Origin of the sequence: Pseudomonas sp. FH4, assembly GCF_000510915.2 — a bacterium.
Classification (GTDB): Bacteria; Pseudomonadota; Gammaproteobacteria; order Pseudomonadales; family Pseudomonadaceae; genus Aquipseudomonas; species Aquipseudomonas brenneri.
Window position 1 is genome coordinate 54,733 of record NZ_AOHN01000044.1, and the last position, 15,780, is coordinate 70,512.

14 protein-coding genes are annotated in these 15,780 nt (G+C 60.6%); 4 read left to right on the forward strand and 10 right to left on the reverse strand.

Annotated features, from left to right (window positions below):
• Window positions 1–11 precede the first annotated feature (11 nt).
• The gene (locus tag H097_RS24615; RefSeq protein WP_032863095.1) at window positions 12–773 is read right to left on the reverse strand and encodes a CHAD domain-containing protein; all 762 of its coding nucleotides are present in this window, start codon (window positions 771–773) and stop codon (window positions 12–14) included.
• Window positions 774–868: 95 nt separating this feature from the next.
• Window positions 869–1,147 carry a hypothetical protein gene (locus H097_RS24620; protein WP_032863097.1) on the reverse strand — a complete coding sequence of 93 codons (279 nt, stop codon included), beginning with the start codon at window positions 1,145–1,147 and terminating at the stop codon, window positions 869–871.
• Window positions 1,148–1,363: 216 nt separating this feature from the next.
• Here H097_RS24620 and H097_RS24625 point away from each other — a divergent pair, with 216 nt between their 5' ends.
• Window positions 1,364–2,401, forward strand: a complete 1,038-nt coding sequence (locus H097_RS24625) for a patatin-like phospholipase family protein (protein ID WP_032863100.1) — start codon at window positions 1,364–1,366, stop codon at window positions 2,399–2,401.
• Window positions 2,402–2,524: 123 nt separating this feature from the next.
• Here the strand turns inward: H097_RS24625 and H097_RS24630 are convergent, their stop codons facing one another.
• The 6 genes from H097_RS24630 to kdpF form a co-directional block, all read right to left on the reverse strand.
• The gene (locus tag H097_RS24630; RefSeq protein WP_032863102.1) at window positions 2,525–3,220 is read right to left on the reverse strand and encodes a response regulator; all 696 of its coding nucleotides are present in this window, start codon (window positions 3,218–3,220) and stop codon (window positions 2,525–2,527) included.
• A gap of 49 nt (window positions 3,221–3,269) precedes the next feature.
• A complete protein-coding gene (locus tag H097_RS24635) occupies window positions 3,270–5,921 on the reverse strand; it encodes a sensor histidine kinase KdpD (protein WP_032863104.1) in 2,652 nt (883 codons plus the stop codon).
• Between the two features lie 136 nt (window positions 5,922–6,057).
• Window positions 6,058–6,603 (reverse strand): potassium-transporting ATPase subunit KdpC, encoded by a 546-nt coding sequence (gene kdpC / locus H097_RS24640; RefSeq protein WP_032863105.1) that lies wholly within the window; start codon window positions 6,601–6,603, stop codon window positions 6,058–6,060.
• A gap of 63 nt (window positions 6,604–6,666) precedes the next feature.
• Window positions 6,667–8,730 (reverse strand): potassium-transporting ATPase subunit KdpB, encoded by a 2,064-nt coding sequence (kdpB, locus tag H097_RS24645; RefSeq protein ID WP_032863108.1) that lies wholly within the window; start codon window positions 8,728–8,730, stop codon window positions 6,667–6,669.
• Window positions 8,731–8,735: 5 nt separating this feature from the next.
• Window positions 8,736–10,430: a potassium-transporting ATPase subunit KdpA gene (kdpA, locus tag H097_RS24650; protein WP_032863110.1), complete on the reverse strand. Its 1,695-nt coding sequence runs from the start codon at window positions 10,428–10,430 to the stop codon at window positions 8,736–8,738.
• An 8-nt stretch (window positions 10,431–10,438) separates the two neighbouring features.
• Complete coding sequence (gene kdpF, locus H097_RS24655; protein ID WP_032863112.1) at window positions 10,439–10,528, reverse strand: K(+)-transporting ATPase subunit F; 90 nt, start codon at window positions 10,526–10,528, stop codon at window positions 10,439–10,441.
• Between the two features lie 336 nt (window positions 10,529–10,864).
• On the opposite strand from kdpF, the gene eat reads away from it, so the two are divergent.
• The 3 genes from eat to H097_RS24665 all read left to right on the forward strand — a co-directional run bounded on the left by eat (window position 10,865) and on the right by H097_RS24665 (window position 13,226).
• The gene (gene eat, locus H097_RS24660) at window positions 10,865–12,229 is read left to right on the forward strand and encodes an ethanolamine permease (RefSeq protein WP_032863114.1); all 1,365 of its coding nucleotides are present in this window, start codon (window positions 10,865–10,867) and stop codon (window positions 12,227–12,229) included.
• A 111-nt stretch (window positions 12,230–12,340) separates the two neighbouring features.
• The gene (locus H097_RS28025; protein WP_003172675.1) at window positions 12,341–12,508 is read left to right on the forward strand and encodes a DUF2897 family protein; all 168 of its coding nucleotides are present in this window, start codon (window positions 12,341–12,343) and stop codon (window positions 12,506–12,508) included.
• A 127-nt stretch (window positions 12,509–12,635) separates the two neighbouring features.
• Entirely contained in the window at window positions 12,636–13,226 is a 591-nt protein-coding gene (locus tag H097_RS24665; protein WP_032863116.1) for a TetR/AcrR family transcriptional regulator, read from the forward strand.
• A gap of 17 nt (window positions 13,227–13,243) precedes the next feature.
• Here the strand turns inward: H097_RS24665 and H097_RS24670 are convergent, their stop codons facing one another.
• On the reverse strand, window positions 13,244–13,579 hold the full coding sequence (locus H097_RS24670) for a helix-hairpin-helix domain-containing protein (protein WP_032863118.1): 336 nt from the start codon (window positions 13,577–13,579) through the stop codon (window positions 13,244–13,246).
• A gap of 108 nt (window positions 13,580–13,687) precedes the next feature.
• Window positions 13,688–15,685, reverse strand: coding sequence for a nucleoside-diphosphate sugar epimerase/dehydratase (locus tag H097_RS24675; protein WP_162237659.1), 1,998 nt, complete (start codon window positions 15,683–15,685; stop codon window positions 13,688–13,690).
• Window positions 15,686–15,780: the final 95 nt, after the last annotated feature.

The following is a 15,780-nucleotide window of genomic DNA, read 5'->3' on the forward strand; positions in this document are numbered from 1 at the left end:
AAGCCGCCGGATCAGAAACACTCCGCCGCCAGCTTATCCAGCACCCGATCGGCCTTGCCTTCGGCCTGGGCCATGGTGCGATGCCAGACCGCAACACAAGGTTGCAGATCCGCCTGATGTTCGGCCTGCGCCAGCCATTGCCAGCAGTCATGCCAATCCCCCAGCGCGCCTTGGGCGGACTTGAGACGGGACATGGCCTTGGCCGGCAATTGCCCCAATTGCGGATAAGCCTCGGCCGCGTAACGGACGCGCTTGATCAATAAGCGCAGGCGATGACGGTCGTGACCGGGATCGTGCAGGGCCTCATCGAGGGTTTGCCACTGCTTGGCCAACCGTTTTTCGATGCGCGCCTGCAGCCCCTTGAGCAATTTTTGGTGATCGGACGCGCGGATAAAGCGGGGAAAGGCATCCAGGATCAGCAGCAGGTGTGCGACTTGCGGACTACGCGCCACCTGTCGATAGGTTTGTGGCTGCTGGCGCAGGCGCCGCGCCGCAGCTTCGTGATAGCCGTGCTGCTGCAAGTACGCCGCCAGCACTTCACGGTCGCGCAGCGGCGTGGTCAATTGGCCGACCGCGCTGGCGGCCGCTTCCAGTTGCTCGACACCGGGCAGCCCGCGCAAGGGCCGCAACAAGCTGCGCAAGCGCCGCACGGTGGTGCGCAAGTCATGCAACGCCTCGTCATCGGTCACCGCCGCCAGGCGCGCCTGGCAACTCAACAATCCGACTTCCAGGCCAATGACCTGGGCGACCAACTGATCTACCAACGCCGACATGCTGCTTCCCCTGTTAAACAACGTCCATACGCCTGCGCAAAACAGGCGCCTGGAACCACCTTAACCACTACCCCGGCGTGTTGCGCTGACTCGGATCAACGCCCGGCGCGCGACTCACGGATATAGAAACGGGCTTTTTCCGCTTTATTGGCGCACCCTTCGAACGCTTCGAATTGTTGCTGGGTCTTGGCACCGGTCAGCAACGACAGGGCCTTGGAATAGCTGACCGTCCCGGCAAAACCTTCAGCCTTGGCCAAGTCCAGCTCACGCCAGGCAGAATCCAACTGGCTGCCACAACTATCGCGATAGGCCGTTTTACCAGCACAACCGGCCAAGGCCAGTACGATCACAGGCAAACACATCCAGGCTTTCATCAATGACACCTCAAGAAAAGAAAACAGTCGTGGGATGTAGACGTTGCCTACATCGAAAAGTGCCTTATCACACAGCCTGAAATGCCCAGCGCCGATGGTCAAAGCATACCCGAGCAAATAGCTCGGCTTCTGAAAATAATCACTCTTGTCAGCTAGGATTGAAGCAGCCCCCTCGATGGGTGCATTGTGGACAGCTGTTTTGCGAAGGATCCGGTCATGAAAAAACGTGTTGCATTGGTCCTGGGCTCCGGCGGTGCGCGGGGTTATGCCCATATCGGGGTGATCGAAGAGATCGAAAGACGCGGCTATGAAATCGCCTGTATCGCCGGCTGCTCCATGGGTGCGGTGGTGGGCGGGGTCTATGCGGCAGGCAAGCTTGAAGACTATCGGAACTGGATCGAAAGCCTGGACTATCTGGACGTGTTGCGCCTGGTGGATGTGAGCTTTCGCCTGGGGGCGATACGCGGCGAAAAAGTCTTCGGGCAGATCCGCAAGATCGTCGGCGAGATCAATATCGAGGACCTGCGCATTCCCTACACGGCGGTGGCCACCGACCTGACCAACCAGCAGGAAATCTGGTTCCAGGAAGGCTGCCTGCACCAGGCCATGCGGGCCTCGGCGGCGATTCCCAGCCTGTTTACTCCGGTAATGCAAGGCAACCGCATGCTGGTGGACGGCGGCCTGCTTAACCCGTTGCCCATCGTGCCGGTGGTGTCGAGCCATTGCGACTTGATCATTGCGGTCAACCTCAACGCCACCAACCAGAAGCATTACAAACTGCCGGTGATCCAGCGCCCACCGGCGTTTAAAAGCCGCTTCGACAGCCTGGTGCGTTCATTGGGCTCGCACTTGCCGTTTCGGCGCAAACAAGCCGAGAACTTGTTGCTGCTGGAGCAGGAAGCACTACAGGCGCAAGCCGCCGATATCAATCCATGGCTCGAAGGCGCCGAGCCTGAGGCCCAGCAACCGGCTGCCGCACCGGAAGCTGCCGGCACACCGAAATCCGCTACCGGCTCGTTCATCATCGACAACGTCGGGCCGGCGTCGCTGCTGGATTTGATCAACCAGAGTTTCGAGGTGATGCAGACATCGTTGGCGCAGTACAAGATCGCCGGTTATCCGCCGGATGTGCTGATCAACGTGCCAAAGCGGGTGTGCCGGTTCTTCGAGTTCTACAAGGCACCGGAATTGATCGCGCTGGGGCGCGAGATTGCCAGTGATACGCTGGATCGGTATGAGAGTGAGCAGAGTTGAGATCTTCGCTGGGGCTTGGGGCCCTATCGCGGGCAAGCCCGCTCCCACACTTGAATGTATTCACAGATCTAAATGTGGGAGCGGGCTTGCCCGCGATGAGGCCGGCCCAGCAACCACATTCCCTCAGACTTCAGCCCCCAACAACCGATACCCCACCCCTGCCTCGGTCACGATAAACCGCGGCTGGGTCGGGTCATCCGCCAGTTTCTGACGCAAGTGCCCCACCACAATCCGTAGGTAGTGGCTGTCTTCGGTGTGAGTCGGCCCCCAAATGTCCTTGAGCAACTGTTGCTGGGTGATCACCCGGCCGGGATGGCGTGCCAGTTGCGCCAGCACGGCATATTCCTTGCGGGTCAGGGCCACGTCGGCCCCGTCCAGCAACACCCGCCGATAGGCCAGGTCCACCGTCAACGGGCCAAACTGCAGCGCCGCCTGTTGGGCTTCTCCAGCAGGTGCCTGGCGTAACAACGCACGGACCCGGGCCAGGAACTCCTGGATGCCAAACGGTTTGGTCACATAGTCGTTGGCACCACCGTCCAGTGCCTGGACCTTCTGCCCTTCGCTGGCACGTACCGACAACACCAGCACCGGGGCCGTCGACCATTCGCGCAAGTCGCGCAGCACCTGTTGGCCGTCCATGTCCGGCAGGCCCAGGTCCAGCACCAGCAGGTCCGGTTTGTTCAATGCCGCCTGGGCCAGTCCTTCGGCACCGGTTCCGGCCTCCAGCACTTTGTAGCCTTGGGAGGCCAGGCTGATGCGCAAGAACTTGCGGATCTGCGGCTCGTCATCAATGACCAAAATCGTCGCAGTCTGGCTCATGGTGTTCCGTCACAATCGCTAAAAAAAGATAAGAGTAGCGCACCGGGTATCACGCTTCACTGTCCAGGCTTGGCTGAGCCTGCAACGGCAGGAACAAAGTGATGCACGTGCCCCGCCCCTCGATGCCCTCGGTCACGCTGATATGCCCGCCGTGGGCACCGACCATGCCCTGGCAGATTGCCAGACCGAGCCCGGTGCCCTGGCCGCCCCGGTCGCCGCGTGCAGCGGTGTAGAACATGTCGAAAATCTTCGCCCGCTCCTCCTCGGGAATCCCCGGGCCTTCGTCACTGACCGAGAAAAACAACGCCTGGTCCGCCACGCCGGCACGCAGTTGCAAGCGGCCATGGGGCGGTGAAAAGCGCGCGGCGTTTTCCAGGACATTGACCAGCGCCTGCTCGATCAAGGCGGCGTGTACATACAGCAATGGCAACTCGGCCGGCACATCGGTGCTCACCTGCAACGGCGCCAGCACCGCGCGCAAACGGCCGAGGGAACTGCCGACGATATCACCGGGCGACACCCAGTCCCGCGCCAGCTTCAAGGCGCCGTGGCCGAGACGGGTCATGTCCAGCAGGTTCTGGATATAGCGGTCCAGGCGCTCGGCTTCATCGCGAGTGCCTTCCAGCAGTTCGCGACGATCTTCCAGGGGAATGGCTTCGCCCAGGGCCAGCAGGCTGTCGATGCTGCCGCGCATGGAGGTCAGCGGCGTGCGTAAATCATGGGACACCGAAGCCAGCAAGGCACTGCGCAGTTGTTCGGTCTCGCCATGCAAACGGGCCGCCTCCAGATTCTGCGCCAACTGAGCACGGGCCAGCGCCTGGGCCAATGGCTGGCTCAAGGCCGTGAGCAGGCGCCGGCGTTGGCCACTGAGTTCCAGGCCGGCCTTGGGGCTGACACCGAGCAGGCCCAGCGGACCATTTTCGGCGGTCAACGGCCACCACCACCAACGCCCAAATGGCAAGGTCCCGGTGCCCATGCCTGCCGGCTGGTCGTGCTGCCAGGCCCAGTCGGCGGCGGCGCGCTCGGCCTCGGTGAAGGTGATCGGGCCACCGGTCTCGACCTTCCAGTCACTGGGCCCGTCGCGATTGACCAGGCACAGCTGCAAATCGCTCCACCCCTGCAGATGATGGGCCGCTGCGCTGATCACCGCCTGGCGGTCGGTGGCAGCGGTGAGTTTGCGCGACAGGTCGAGCAGCTCGCTGGTTTCTTCCTGGGTGTCGCGCAGGGCCTGCAATTGCCGACGCTGGCGCGCAGCCAGGTTGCCGGTGAGCGCCGCCATCAGCAGGAAAAACAACAGCGTCAGCACATCTTCTTCACGCTGGATGGCGAAGGAGAAATTCGGCGGGATAAACAAAAAGTCATAGGTCAGGAACGACAGCGCCGCACAAGCCAATGCCGGGCCCAGGCTGCTGCGAACCGCCACCAGCAGCACCGCTGCGAGGAACACCAGAGAGATATTGGGCAGCGGCAAGATACTCGACACGCCCCACGCCAACGCACTGGCCAGCACGGTCGCCAGCAGCGCCAAGGCGTAGTCGAACCAGACCAGGCCACGTACATCGGGCAAGCGCGGTGCGGCGGGTGCTCCATCGCTGTCGAGGACGTTGATTTCCAGGCCCCGGGCATTGCGCAACAAGCGCGCGGCCAAGCCGCCACCGAAGATCCTGCGCCACCAGCGCGGGCGCGACTGCCCGACCAGCACCAGGCTGGCACGACGTTCGGCGGCGTGCTGGATCAACGTCTTGGCCACCTCGCCGGCACGCAACAACACCACTTCGCCACCCAGGCGCTCGGCCAATTGCTGGGCGTTTTGCAGGCGCAACCGAGACTGTTCGTCACGCACCCGGCCGTTGTCCACATGTACCAGGCTCCAGGGCAAATGCCGGCGCTGGGCCACACGGCTGGCGTGGCGTACCAGGCGCTCGGCCTCGGCATCGCCGTCCACCCCCACCAGCAGGCGCCCGCGCACGGTGGGAGCGGCCTGGCCCAGTTGCCGATAGCCCTGGGCCAAATCGTCATCGACGTGGGCGGCGGCCGTCTGCATCGCCAACTCGCGCAGGGCCATAAGGTTGGTCTGGGTAAAGAACGCATCAATGGCGGCGCGCGCCTGCTCCGGCACGTAGACCTTGCCATCGCGCAGGCGCTCCAGCAGCTCGCGCGATGGCAGGTCGATCAGCAGCAACTCATCGGCTTCCTGCAACACCCAGTCCGGCAGGGTTTCGCGCACCTGCACGCCGGTGATGCCGCGCACCTGATCGTTAAGGCTTTCCAGGTGCTGGACGTTGACCGTGGTGAACACGTTGATGCCGGCGGAAAGCAGTTCCTGGATGTCCTGCCAGCGCTTTTCGTGGCGGCTGCCCGGGGCGTTGCTGTGGGCCAATTCGTCCACCAGCACCAACTTGGGCTTGGTGGCGAGCAAGCCGTCGAGGTCCATCTCTTCGAGCATCACCCCGCGGTATTCCGAACGCAGCAGTGGCTGCTGGGGCAAGCCACCCAGCAAGGCCTCGGTCTCGGCGCGGCCGTGGGTCTCGACCACCCCGGCCACCACTTTGACGCCCTGGCGCAGTTGGGTGTGGGCGGCCTGGAGCATCGCGTAGGTCTTGCCCACGCCAGGGGCGGCGCCGAGGAATACTTTGAGCCGGCCACGGCCGTGCTTGGGTAGGTCGGCTAGAAGGGCATCGGCGCGGCCGGAGTCACTCATGTGCAAAGGTCTCTCAAGGTCAATAGAGCCACTGTAGGAGCGAGCTTGCTCGCGAATAACTCAAGTGCACCGCATTCATCCTGGATAAACGCGGCGCCCTCAGGTTTTTCGCGAGCAAGCTCGCTCCTACAGGGAGTTACAGCTTTTCCAGCGCCATGTTCAGCGCCAGTACATTCACCACCGGCGGCCCCACCAGCGGTTGCTCGATATGCTCGTCCATCAAGCGCTCCAGGGTCGACACCGGCAACTGCCGCGCCGCCGCTACCCGCGCCAGTTGATAGGCAATTGCCTGCGGTGGCAAGTGTGGATCAAGACCGCTGCCGGAGGTAGTCAACAGTGCCAGTGGCACTGGTCCCTGGCCTGGGACCTGGATTTTGCCAGCGTCTTCGAACACCCGCGTCGCCAGCGCCGGGTTGCTTGGGCCCAGGTTGCTAGCACTGCTCGATACAGTGGCAAACGCACCTGCCGAAGGCCGCGAGTGGAACCAGCGGTCACCGGAAAATTGCTGGGCAATCAGGCTGGAACCGCGCACCTTGCCTTCGGCATCACGCACCAGGCTGCCATTGGCCTGGTCGGGAAAGGCGACCTGGGCGACGCCGGTCACCACCAGCGGATAGGCGACGCCAGTGATCAGGGTCATCAGTACCAACAGGCTTATGGCCGGACGGATCGTACTGGACATTTCATCTTCCTCAATTGATTCGTGACCTGTAGGAGCCGGCTTGCCGGCACCTACAGGGTTGGGTCAGACCAGGTGCAGCGCGGTCAGCAGCATGTCGCTCGCCTTGATCCCGGCGAACGGCACCAAAAGCCCACCCACGCCATAGATCAGCAGGTTGCGCCGCAGCAACGCCGCCGCACTCGCTGCCTGCACCCGCACACCGCGCAGGGCCAGGGGGATCAGCACCACGATGATCAGCGCGTTGAACACAATCGCCGACAGAATCGCGCTCTGCGGGCTGCTCAGGTGCATCACGTTGAGCACGCCCAGTTGCGGGTAGATCGAGGCGAACAGCGCCGGCAGGATCGCGAAGTACTTGGCCACGTCGTTGGCAATCGAAAAGGTGGTCAGCGCGCCACGGGTCACCAGCAATTCCTTGCCGATCTGCACCACGTCCAGCAGCTTGGTCGGGTCGCTGTCGAGGTCGACCATGTTCGCCGCCTCGCGTGCCGCCTGGGTGCCGTCATTCATCGCCATGCCGACATCCGCCTGGGCCAGGGCCGGAGCGTCGTTGGCACCGTCGCCACACATGGCCACCAGGCGCCCGTCGTTCTGCTCATGGCGGATGCGCGCCAGTTTCTTCTCCGGCGTGGCTTCCGCCAGCACATCATCCACACCCGCTTCCGCGGCAATCGCGGCGGCGGTCAATGGGTTGTCGCCAGTCACCATCACCGTGCGGATCCCCAGCTTGCGCAACTCGGCAAAGCGCTCGCGAATACCGGGCTTGACCACGTCCTTGAGGTGAATCGCGCCGAGCAATTTGCCGTCGGCGCACACCAGCAACGGGGTGCCGCCACTCTGGGCGATCTTGTCGATTTCCCGCGACAGCGCTGGCAACAGGTCCTGGCGTTTCTGGCCGATAAAGGCCAGCAGCGAATCGACAGCGCCTTTACGGTAGACGCGGCCTTGATAGTCCACACCGGACAAGCGCGTTTCGGCGCTGAACGGCACACCGGTCAGCTCTTGCACAGAGGGCTCGGTGTACGGATGCAGGGCACGCAGGTATTCGACGATGGACTTGCCTTCGGCCGTATCGTCCGCCAGCGAGGCCAGCAGCGCACCTTCGGCCAACTCCTTGCCGTTGACGCCAGGCGCAGCATAGATGCCAGCGCAGCGCCGGTTACCGAAGGTGATGGTGCCGGTCTTGTCCAGCAACAGCACATGCACGTCCCCCGCCGCTTCCACGGCGCGACCGGACTTGGCGATCACGTTGAGGCGCACCAGACGATCCATGCCGGCGATGCCGATGGCCGACAACAGGCCACCAATGGTGGTCGGAATCAGCGTGACCAGCAGTGCCACCAGAAACACCAGCGGCAGGCTGCCATTGGCGAAATGGGCGAACGGCTGCAAGGTCACGACCACCAGCAGGAAGATCAGGGTCAGGCCGATCAGCAGGATATCCAGCGCCACTTCGTTGGGGGTTTTCTGGCGCTTGGCGCCTTCGACCAGGGCGATCATGCGGTCCAGTGTCGACTCGCCAGGGTTGGCGGTGATGCGAATCAGCAGCCAGTCCGAGACCAGCCGGGTATTGCCGGTGACGGCCGAGCGGTCGCCGCCGGATTCGCGGATGACCGGTGCGGACTCACCGGTGATCGCCGCTTCATTGACCGCCGCGATGCCTTCGATGACTTCACCGTCGCCAGGGATCATTTCCCCGGCCGCAACCCGTACCACATCACCTTTGCGCAGGCTGGTGGCGGGCACCACCTTGAAGCTGCCATCGGCCTCTTTACGCCGAGCGCTGAGGCCCTCACTGCCGGCCTTGAGGCTGTCGGCGCGGGCCTTGCCGCGACCTTCGGCCAAGGCTTCGGCGAAGTTGGCGAACAGCACGGTGAACCACAGCCACAGGGCAATCTGCACCGCGACAAAGGTCGGCACGCTGCTGTCCGGCACCAGGCACAGCACGGTAGTGAGGATTGCGGTCAACTCGACCACCAGCATCACCGGCGAACGCTTCAACTGGCGCGGGTCCAGCTTGACGAACGCCTGGACCAGCGCCGGGCGCCACAGGGCGGAGATCGCGGTTTTCGCCGACTCCTGGGTCTTGACCGGAGCGGCATTGTTTACAGGCATATTCATGTTCATACCCCTTAGAAACCCATGCTCAGGTGTTCAGCGATAGGGCCCAGTGCCAGCGTCGGCAGGAACGTCAGGCCGCCCACCAGCAAAATGGTCACGGTCAACAACGTCACGAACAACGGGCCGTGGGTCGGGAAACTGTTCTGGCCAATCGGTGCGCTTTTCTTCATCGCCAGGCTGCCGGCCAGGGCCAGTACCGGGAGGATGTAGCCAAAGCGCCCGATCAACATGCCCAACCCGAGCATCAGGTTGTGAAACGGTGTGTTGGCGCCCAGACCACCAAAGGCCGAGCCGTTGTTGGCACTGGCCGAGGTGTAGGCGTACAGCAACTGGCTGAAACCATGGGGGCCAGGGTTGCTGATGGTCGCGGCGGTAGCCGGCACGCTGGCGGCAATTGCGCCAAGCACCAGGACGCCTACGGGCATCACCAGCAGGGTCACCACCAGCAGTTGCACTTCCCGGGCCTGGAGTTTCTTGCCGAGGTATTCCGGGGTGCGGCCAATCATCAAGCCGGCGAGGAATACCGCGATCAACACGTTGAGCAACATGCCGTACATGCCGGCGCCGACGCCGCCGAAGATCACCTCGCCAACCATCATATTGACCAGCGCCACCATCCCGCTCAGGGGGTTGAGGCTGTCCTGCATGCCGTTGACCGAACCGTTGGACGCCGCCGTGGTGGTCACCGACCACAACACCGTGCCGGTGGTACCGAAGCGTGCTTCCTTGCCTTCCAGCGGTGCAGTCTGCTCGACGGCCGGGTTGTTCAGGGTCGGGTTGGGCTGGTACTCGGACCACAACGACACCGCACCGCCAATCAGGAACAGCGCGAGCATGCAGCCGAGGATCGCGCGGCTCTGGCGCAGGTCCTTGACGTAGTGGCCAAAGGTGAACACCAGCGCCACCGGGATCATGATGATCGCCGCCACTTCAAACAGGTTGGCCCAGGCCGTAGGGTCTTCGAACGGGTGCGCCGAGTTGACACCAAAGAAGCCACCGCCGTTGGTCCCCAGTTGCTTGATCGCAATCTGGCTGGCAGCCGGGCCGAGCGGGATCACCTGGTCGATGCCTTGCAGGGTCAATGCATCAACGTAATGAGCGAAGGTTTGCGGCACGCCCTGCCAGACCAGAAACAGCGCCAGTACCAGGCACAACGGCAACAGGCCATAAAGGGTGGCGCGGGTCATGTCTACCCAGAAATTGCCCAAGGTGCTGGCGGACTTGCGACCAATCCCACGGCAAAGGGCGACGAGGACGGCAAGGCCGGTGGCCGCACTGACAAAGTTCTGCACGGTCAGGCCGACCATCTGGCTCAGGTAGCTGAGAGTCGCCTCACCGCTGTAGGACTGCCAGTTGGTGTTGGTCATGAAACTGACCGCGGTGTTGAACGCCTGCGTCCACTCCTGCCCGGGCAATTGCTGCGGGTTGAGGGGCAAGTAGTCCTGGAAGAGCAGGATCGCAAAGAGTAGTAAAAATCCGGCGAGGTTGAAGGCCAGCAGGGCCAACGTGTACTTCTGCCAACTTTGCTCTTGTTGCGCATCGACCCCAGCCACGCGATAACAAACGCGCTCGACCGGCCCGAACACCGGCGTAAGCCAGGTGCGCTGCCCTTCCATCACCTTGTAGTAGAACCGCCCCAGAAATGGCGCCGGAACCAGCACCACGGCGAAGAAGGCGATGATCAGCCAATAGTCATAACTGTGCATAGCCGCTCCTAACCCCGGTCCGCGCGCAACAGCGCAACCAGCAGATAAATGAACAGCGCCACGGCCAATAGCAGTGACACCCCGTCCAGAACACTCATGGAAGTTTCTCCGTCATACGGCGACTGCCGCGTATGGGGGCATTGTCCGCAGGAGTGGCGTAAAGGAACGAGGGCGAGGGGGTGGAGGGGGCGTAAAGAGGGCGTAAAGAGTGGGGTGAACGTGAGGTTTGTGGGGCTGTTGAGACCGCTATCGCGGGCAAGCACGCGATAGCGTCAGCATAGCCACCACCGCCCTACTCTGGTGCACGAAATAACGGTCTCAAACAACAGACTATCTCCCACACGACAGTTCCAGCCCTTTGCGACACCCTTTTTCAAGCTGGCATGGCCGCTGCAATGTCCTGAAACATTCAAAACCGTTCAGGGAGCAGCACAATGAACACACAACTCAAACCCACCTTGGGCACCTTGCACCTGTGGGGCATCGCCGTGGGGCTGGTGATCTCCGGCGAGTACTTTGGCTGGAGCTATGGCTGGGGCGTAGCCGGGACGCTGGGCTTTCTGGTGACGTCGTTGATGGTCGCCGCCATGTACACCTGTTTCATCTTCAGTTTCACCGAACTGACCACCGCGATTCCCCACGCAGGAGGGCCGTTTGCCTACAGCCGCCGGGCCTTTGGAGAAAAAGGTGGGTTGATCGCAGGGCTGGCCACCTTGATCGAGTTCGTCTTCGCGCCCCCGGCCATTGCCCTGGCCATTGGCGCCTACCTGAATGTGCAATTCCCGGCCCTGGACCCGAAACACGCGGCGGTCGGGGCGTACTTCGTGTTCATGGGGTTGAACATTCTCGGGGTCAAACTGGCCGCGACCTTCGAGTTGGTGGTGTGTGTACTGGCCGTGGCCGAACTGCTGGTGTTCATGGGCGTGGTCGCGCCGGCCTTCAGTTTCAGTAATTTCGCCCTCAACGGCTGGGCGGGCTCCGACACCTTTGGCGCCCCGGCGATTGCCGGGATGTTCGCGGCGATCCCCTTCGCCATCTGGTTCTTCCTCGCCATCGAAGGCGCCGCCATGGCCGCCGAAGAAGCCAAGGACCCGAAACGCACGATTCCCAAGGCCTATATCAGCGGCATCCTGACCCTGGTAATCCTGGCCATGGGCGTGATGTTCTTTGCTGGCGGCGTGGGTGACTGGCGCACCCTGTCGAACATCAACGACCCATTGCCCCAGGCGATGAAAACCGTGGTGGGCGAAAACTCCGGCTGGCTGCATATGCTGGTGTGGATCGGCCTGTTTGGCCTGGTGGCCAGCTTCCACGGGATCATCCTCGGCTACTCGCGCCAGTTCTTCGCCCTGGCCCGCGCCGGCTACCTGCCCTCCTCCCTGGCCAAACTGTCGCGCTTCCAGACACCCCATCGGGCCATCATTGCCGGCGGCGTGGTGGGCATCGCCGCAATCTACAGCGATGGCCTGATCAACCTCGGCGGCATGACCCTCACCGCCGCAATGATCACCATGGCCGTGTTCGGCGCCATCGTCATGTACATCATGAGCATGCTCAGCCTGTTCAAGCTGCGTAAGAGCGAACCTTTGCTGGAGCGCACCTTCCGCGCACCGGGCTACCCCGTCGTGCCGGCCATCGCGCTGATCCTCGCACTGGTGTGCCTGGTGGCCATGGCGTGGTTCAACACCTTGATCGGCCTGATCTTCCTCGGGTTCATGGCGGTAGGCTTCATCTACTTCCAACTGACCGCCCAAGACCGCGCCGATGCACCGGCGGATGCCATGTTGACCGGGCTCTAAACCAGCGAGGCAGAACGGGCCTACAATGGAACGACTGACGGACGTCGTCACTCAAAGCTGATAGTGCCGTGGGGAATCTTCCCCATGGTAGTCGGCCTCAAGGAGAGCCCTATGCCCTGGTATGCCTGGTTGATCATGGTGGTCGCCATCGGTTCGATCGTTGGTGGCTTGATGATGCTGCGTGACAGCGCCAACAAAGTGGAATTGACCGACGAACAACGCAAACGTGTCGCCGAGCGCAATGCTCAAGCGGACGCCAAGGACGCGCAGGATCGTTGAAGCAAACGCCCCGTGCTGACCTTGACCGGCAGCACGCCAGGCGAATCGGTTCAGGTATTTTGTAATACAGCCGAGAAACAGCACCCGACCTTGGTTAATATGGCCCAATGTTTCAGAGGGGCCTCTCATGCGCTACTCGCAAAATCACAAAGCTCAAACCCACCAGCGCATCATTAAAGAGGCATCGGTCCGGTTTCGCCGCGACGGCATCGGCGCCACCGGCCTGCAACCCCTGATGAAAGCCCTGAACCTGACCCATGGCGGGTTCTACGCCCACTTCAAATCCAAGGACGAACTGGTGGAAAAGGCCCTGCAAGCCGCCGCCACCGAACTGGACGCCCACTGCGAAATGCTCTTCAGCCAGGAACGACCGCTGGAAGCCTTCATCGACAGCTACTTGTCCGAGTGGCACCACACATCCCCCGATCAAGGCTGCCCGTTGCCCACCATGTCATCGGAACTGGGCCAGCGCGGGCAACAAAGCCCCACTACCGATACAGTCCTCGACGCCCGACTCAAGCAAATCGAAACCGCATTGGCCAGCCCCAGCGCGGACGAACAAAGCCTGGTGATCATGTCGACACTGGTAGGCGCCTTGGTGTTGGCGCGCAGTGTCGACAATCCGGAACTGGCGACACGCATACTCGACGTCGTGCGGGAAAGCCTGAAGACCGGGATCAATACAGCCACTGCTGACGCAAAAAAGGCCGGTCAATGACCGGCCTCCTGCGTTGATTACTTAACCTCCAGCCTGTCGCGATTCTTCTCCAGAAGTGACTTGCCGATCCCTTTCACTTCCAACAACTCATCTACCGCCGTGAACGATCCATTGGACTCGCGATAAGCGATGATCGCCTTGGCCTTGGCTGCGCCAATGCCGAACAAATCGCGGCGCAGGGTTTCAGCGTCGGCTGCGTTTAGGTTGATTTTTGGGGTTGGCTGTTCGCTTTTGTCTACCTGGGCCCCTACCGGCACTGGCGCCTCGGGCTTGGCCGATGGGGCGGCTAAGGCCGCGACTGACAGGCTGGTGAGGACGGCGAAAACCAGGGAGGATAAAACGGATTTACGCATTAGAGACGCTCCATGACATCAGTGGGAAAAGCAGCTTTCCGAAGCTGCTTTTCAAACTTAGGTGATGTGGGGAGATAGTCAAAAATGGGTGAGTTACAGGGTGTTAACTCAGGGCTCCAAGCGACGTTGCTGGTAGATCCAATCGACGATCTCACCGTCTGGGGCATAACCGCTGACGGTATCGCGCAAGAGCTGGCGGACGCGGTTGTAGTCGTCCGCTTCCACTGCCGCGAGCAATTGAGTCAGCTTGTCCTTCAGTAGATCCCATGGCAGGTGATCTTCGTTGGCACTCATGATCATCGGGTGCTGGGTCGCGACAACATTGTCACCGATGAGCAACTCTTCGTAGAGCTTCTCCCCAGGGCGCAATCCAGAAAATTCGATGGCAATGTCGCCATGGGGATTTTTGTCGGAGCGTACGCTAAGGCCGGACAAGTGGATCATTTTCTCGGCCAGTTCAACGATCTTCACCGGCTCGCCCATGTCCAGCACAAACACATCACCACCCTGCCCCATGGAGCCCGCCTGAATGACCAACTGCGCAGCTTCGGGGATGGTCATGAAGTAGCGCGTGATTTTCGGATGGGTCACGGTCAGAGGCCCGCCGGACTTGATTTGCTTGTGAAACAGCGGAATCACCGAGCCAGAGGAACCCAACACATTACCGAAGCGCACCATGGTGAAACGGGTTTTGTTGACGCGGGAAATATTGGCGTTGTCACCGAACAATACCGGCGCCAGTTCACGACTCAGGGCTTGCAACGTCAGCTCGGCCAGACGCTTGGTGCTGCCCATGACATTCGTAGGACGAACAGCCTTATCGGTAGAGATCAATACGAAATTGGTGACACCTGCCTGGAGCGCAGCCTGTGCAGTGTTCAAGGTTCCAATAACGTTGTTCAACACGCCTTCGGCAATGTTGTGTTCAACCATAGGTACATGCTTATAGGCAGCAGCATGATAGACAGTATCCACACGCCAAGTTTTCATCACGTCCAAAAGCTTGGGCTGATTACGTACTGACCCGAGGATAGGTAAAAGTCGCACAGGTAATGACTCACGAATCACGCGCTGCTCAAGTTCAGATGCAATACTGTAAAGGTTGAACTCACTGTGTTCAAACAACAGCAAAGCTGTTGGTCTAAGTGACAGTATCTGACGACATAACTCTGAACCAATGGAACCACCTGCACCAGTTACAAAAACGACTTGTCCCTTGATACAGTGCTCCAACAATTCGCCTTGTGCAGGCACCGAGTCACGCCCCAAAAGGTCCGCGATATCAACCTCTTGAATATCGTCTACCTTAACTCGTCCACTCGCCAAGTCCATAAATCCAGGGACGCTACGGACGTGAAGCGGAAAACCCTCCAACAAACCAAGAACCTCACGCCTTCTACCCCGAGAGGAAGAAGGTATTGCCAGCAGTATTTCTTGCGCACCGGTAATATCGATCATTTGCTGAATATGCTTCGGTTTATAGACCTGCAAGCCTGAGATTACCCGATCAGCAATGCTGCTATCATCATCTATAAAAGCCACAGGGCGCATGACACGCCCCATTCGCAAAGCAGCAACCAATTGGTTTCCCGCTGCGCCTGCGCCATAAATCGCAACTTTCGGAAGACCATCATCGCGGCTGGCGAACGGAACATGTTGCGCAGCGGAGAACCAATCACCTAAAAAGTATTGACGCATACCGAGTCGCAAACCACCTACCATAATCAAACTCAACCACCAATAGTTGAATATGATCGAGCGTGGAACTACATTCTGGTGGTTGCTGTACCAATAAACAACAACCCCCAGGACAAGAGAAGACAAACTAACAGCTTTAATAATTGCGATTAACGCATCATTACCAAAGTAACGCATTACCGCACGATACATACCAAAACGAATAAACAACGGAATAGAAATAACCGGACAGCTGAGGAACAGCCATAAGTGTTGCCTCACAGGGTTACTCATCTCATCAATACCTAGGCGCACGACAAATGCAAGCCAGAGAGCCAACCAAACCAACAGAATGTCCGCAACCACCTGAATCACACGCTTTTGTCGACGTGGAAGGCCTAGTAACGTTGTTCGAATTTTGTCCATAATCCTGTTGCTCGCCTCTCGCTGCCCTAAACCAAAATCACCACTACGCATCATTCGTGTAAGCAAAAGTTAGCTTACTCTCATTTTGAACCTCTTAC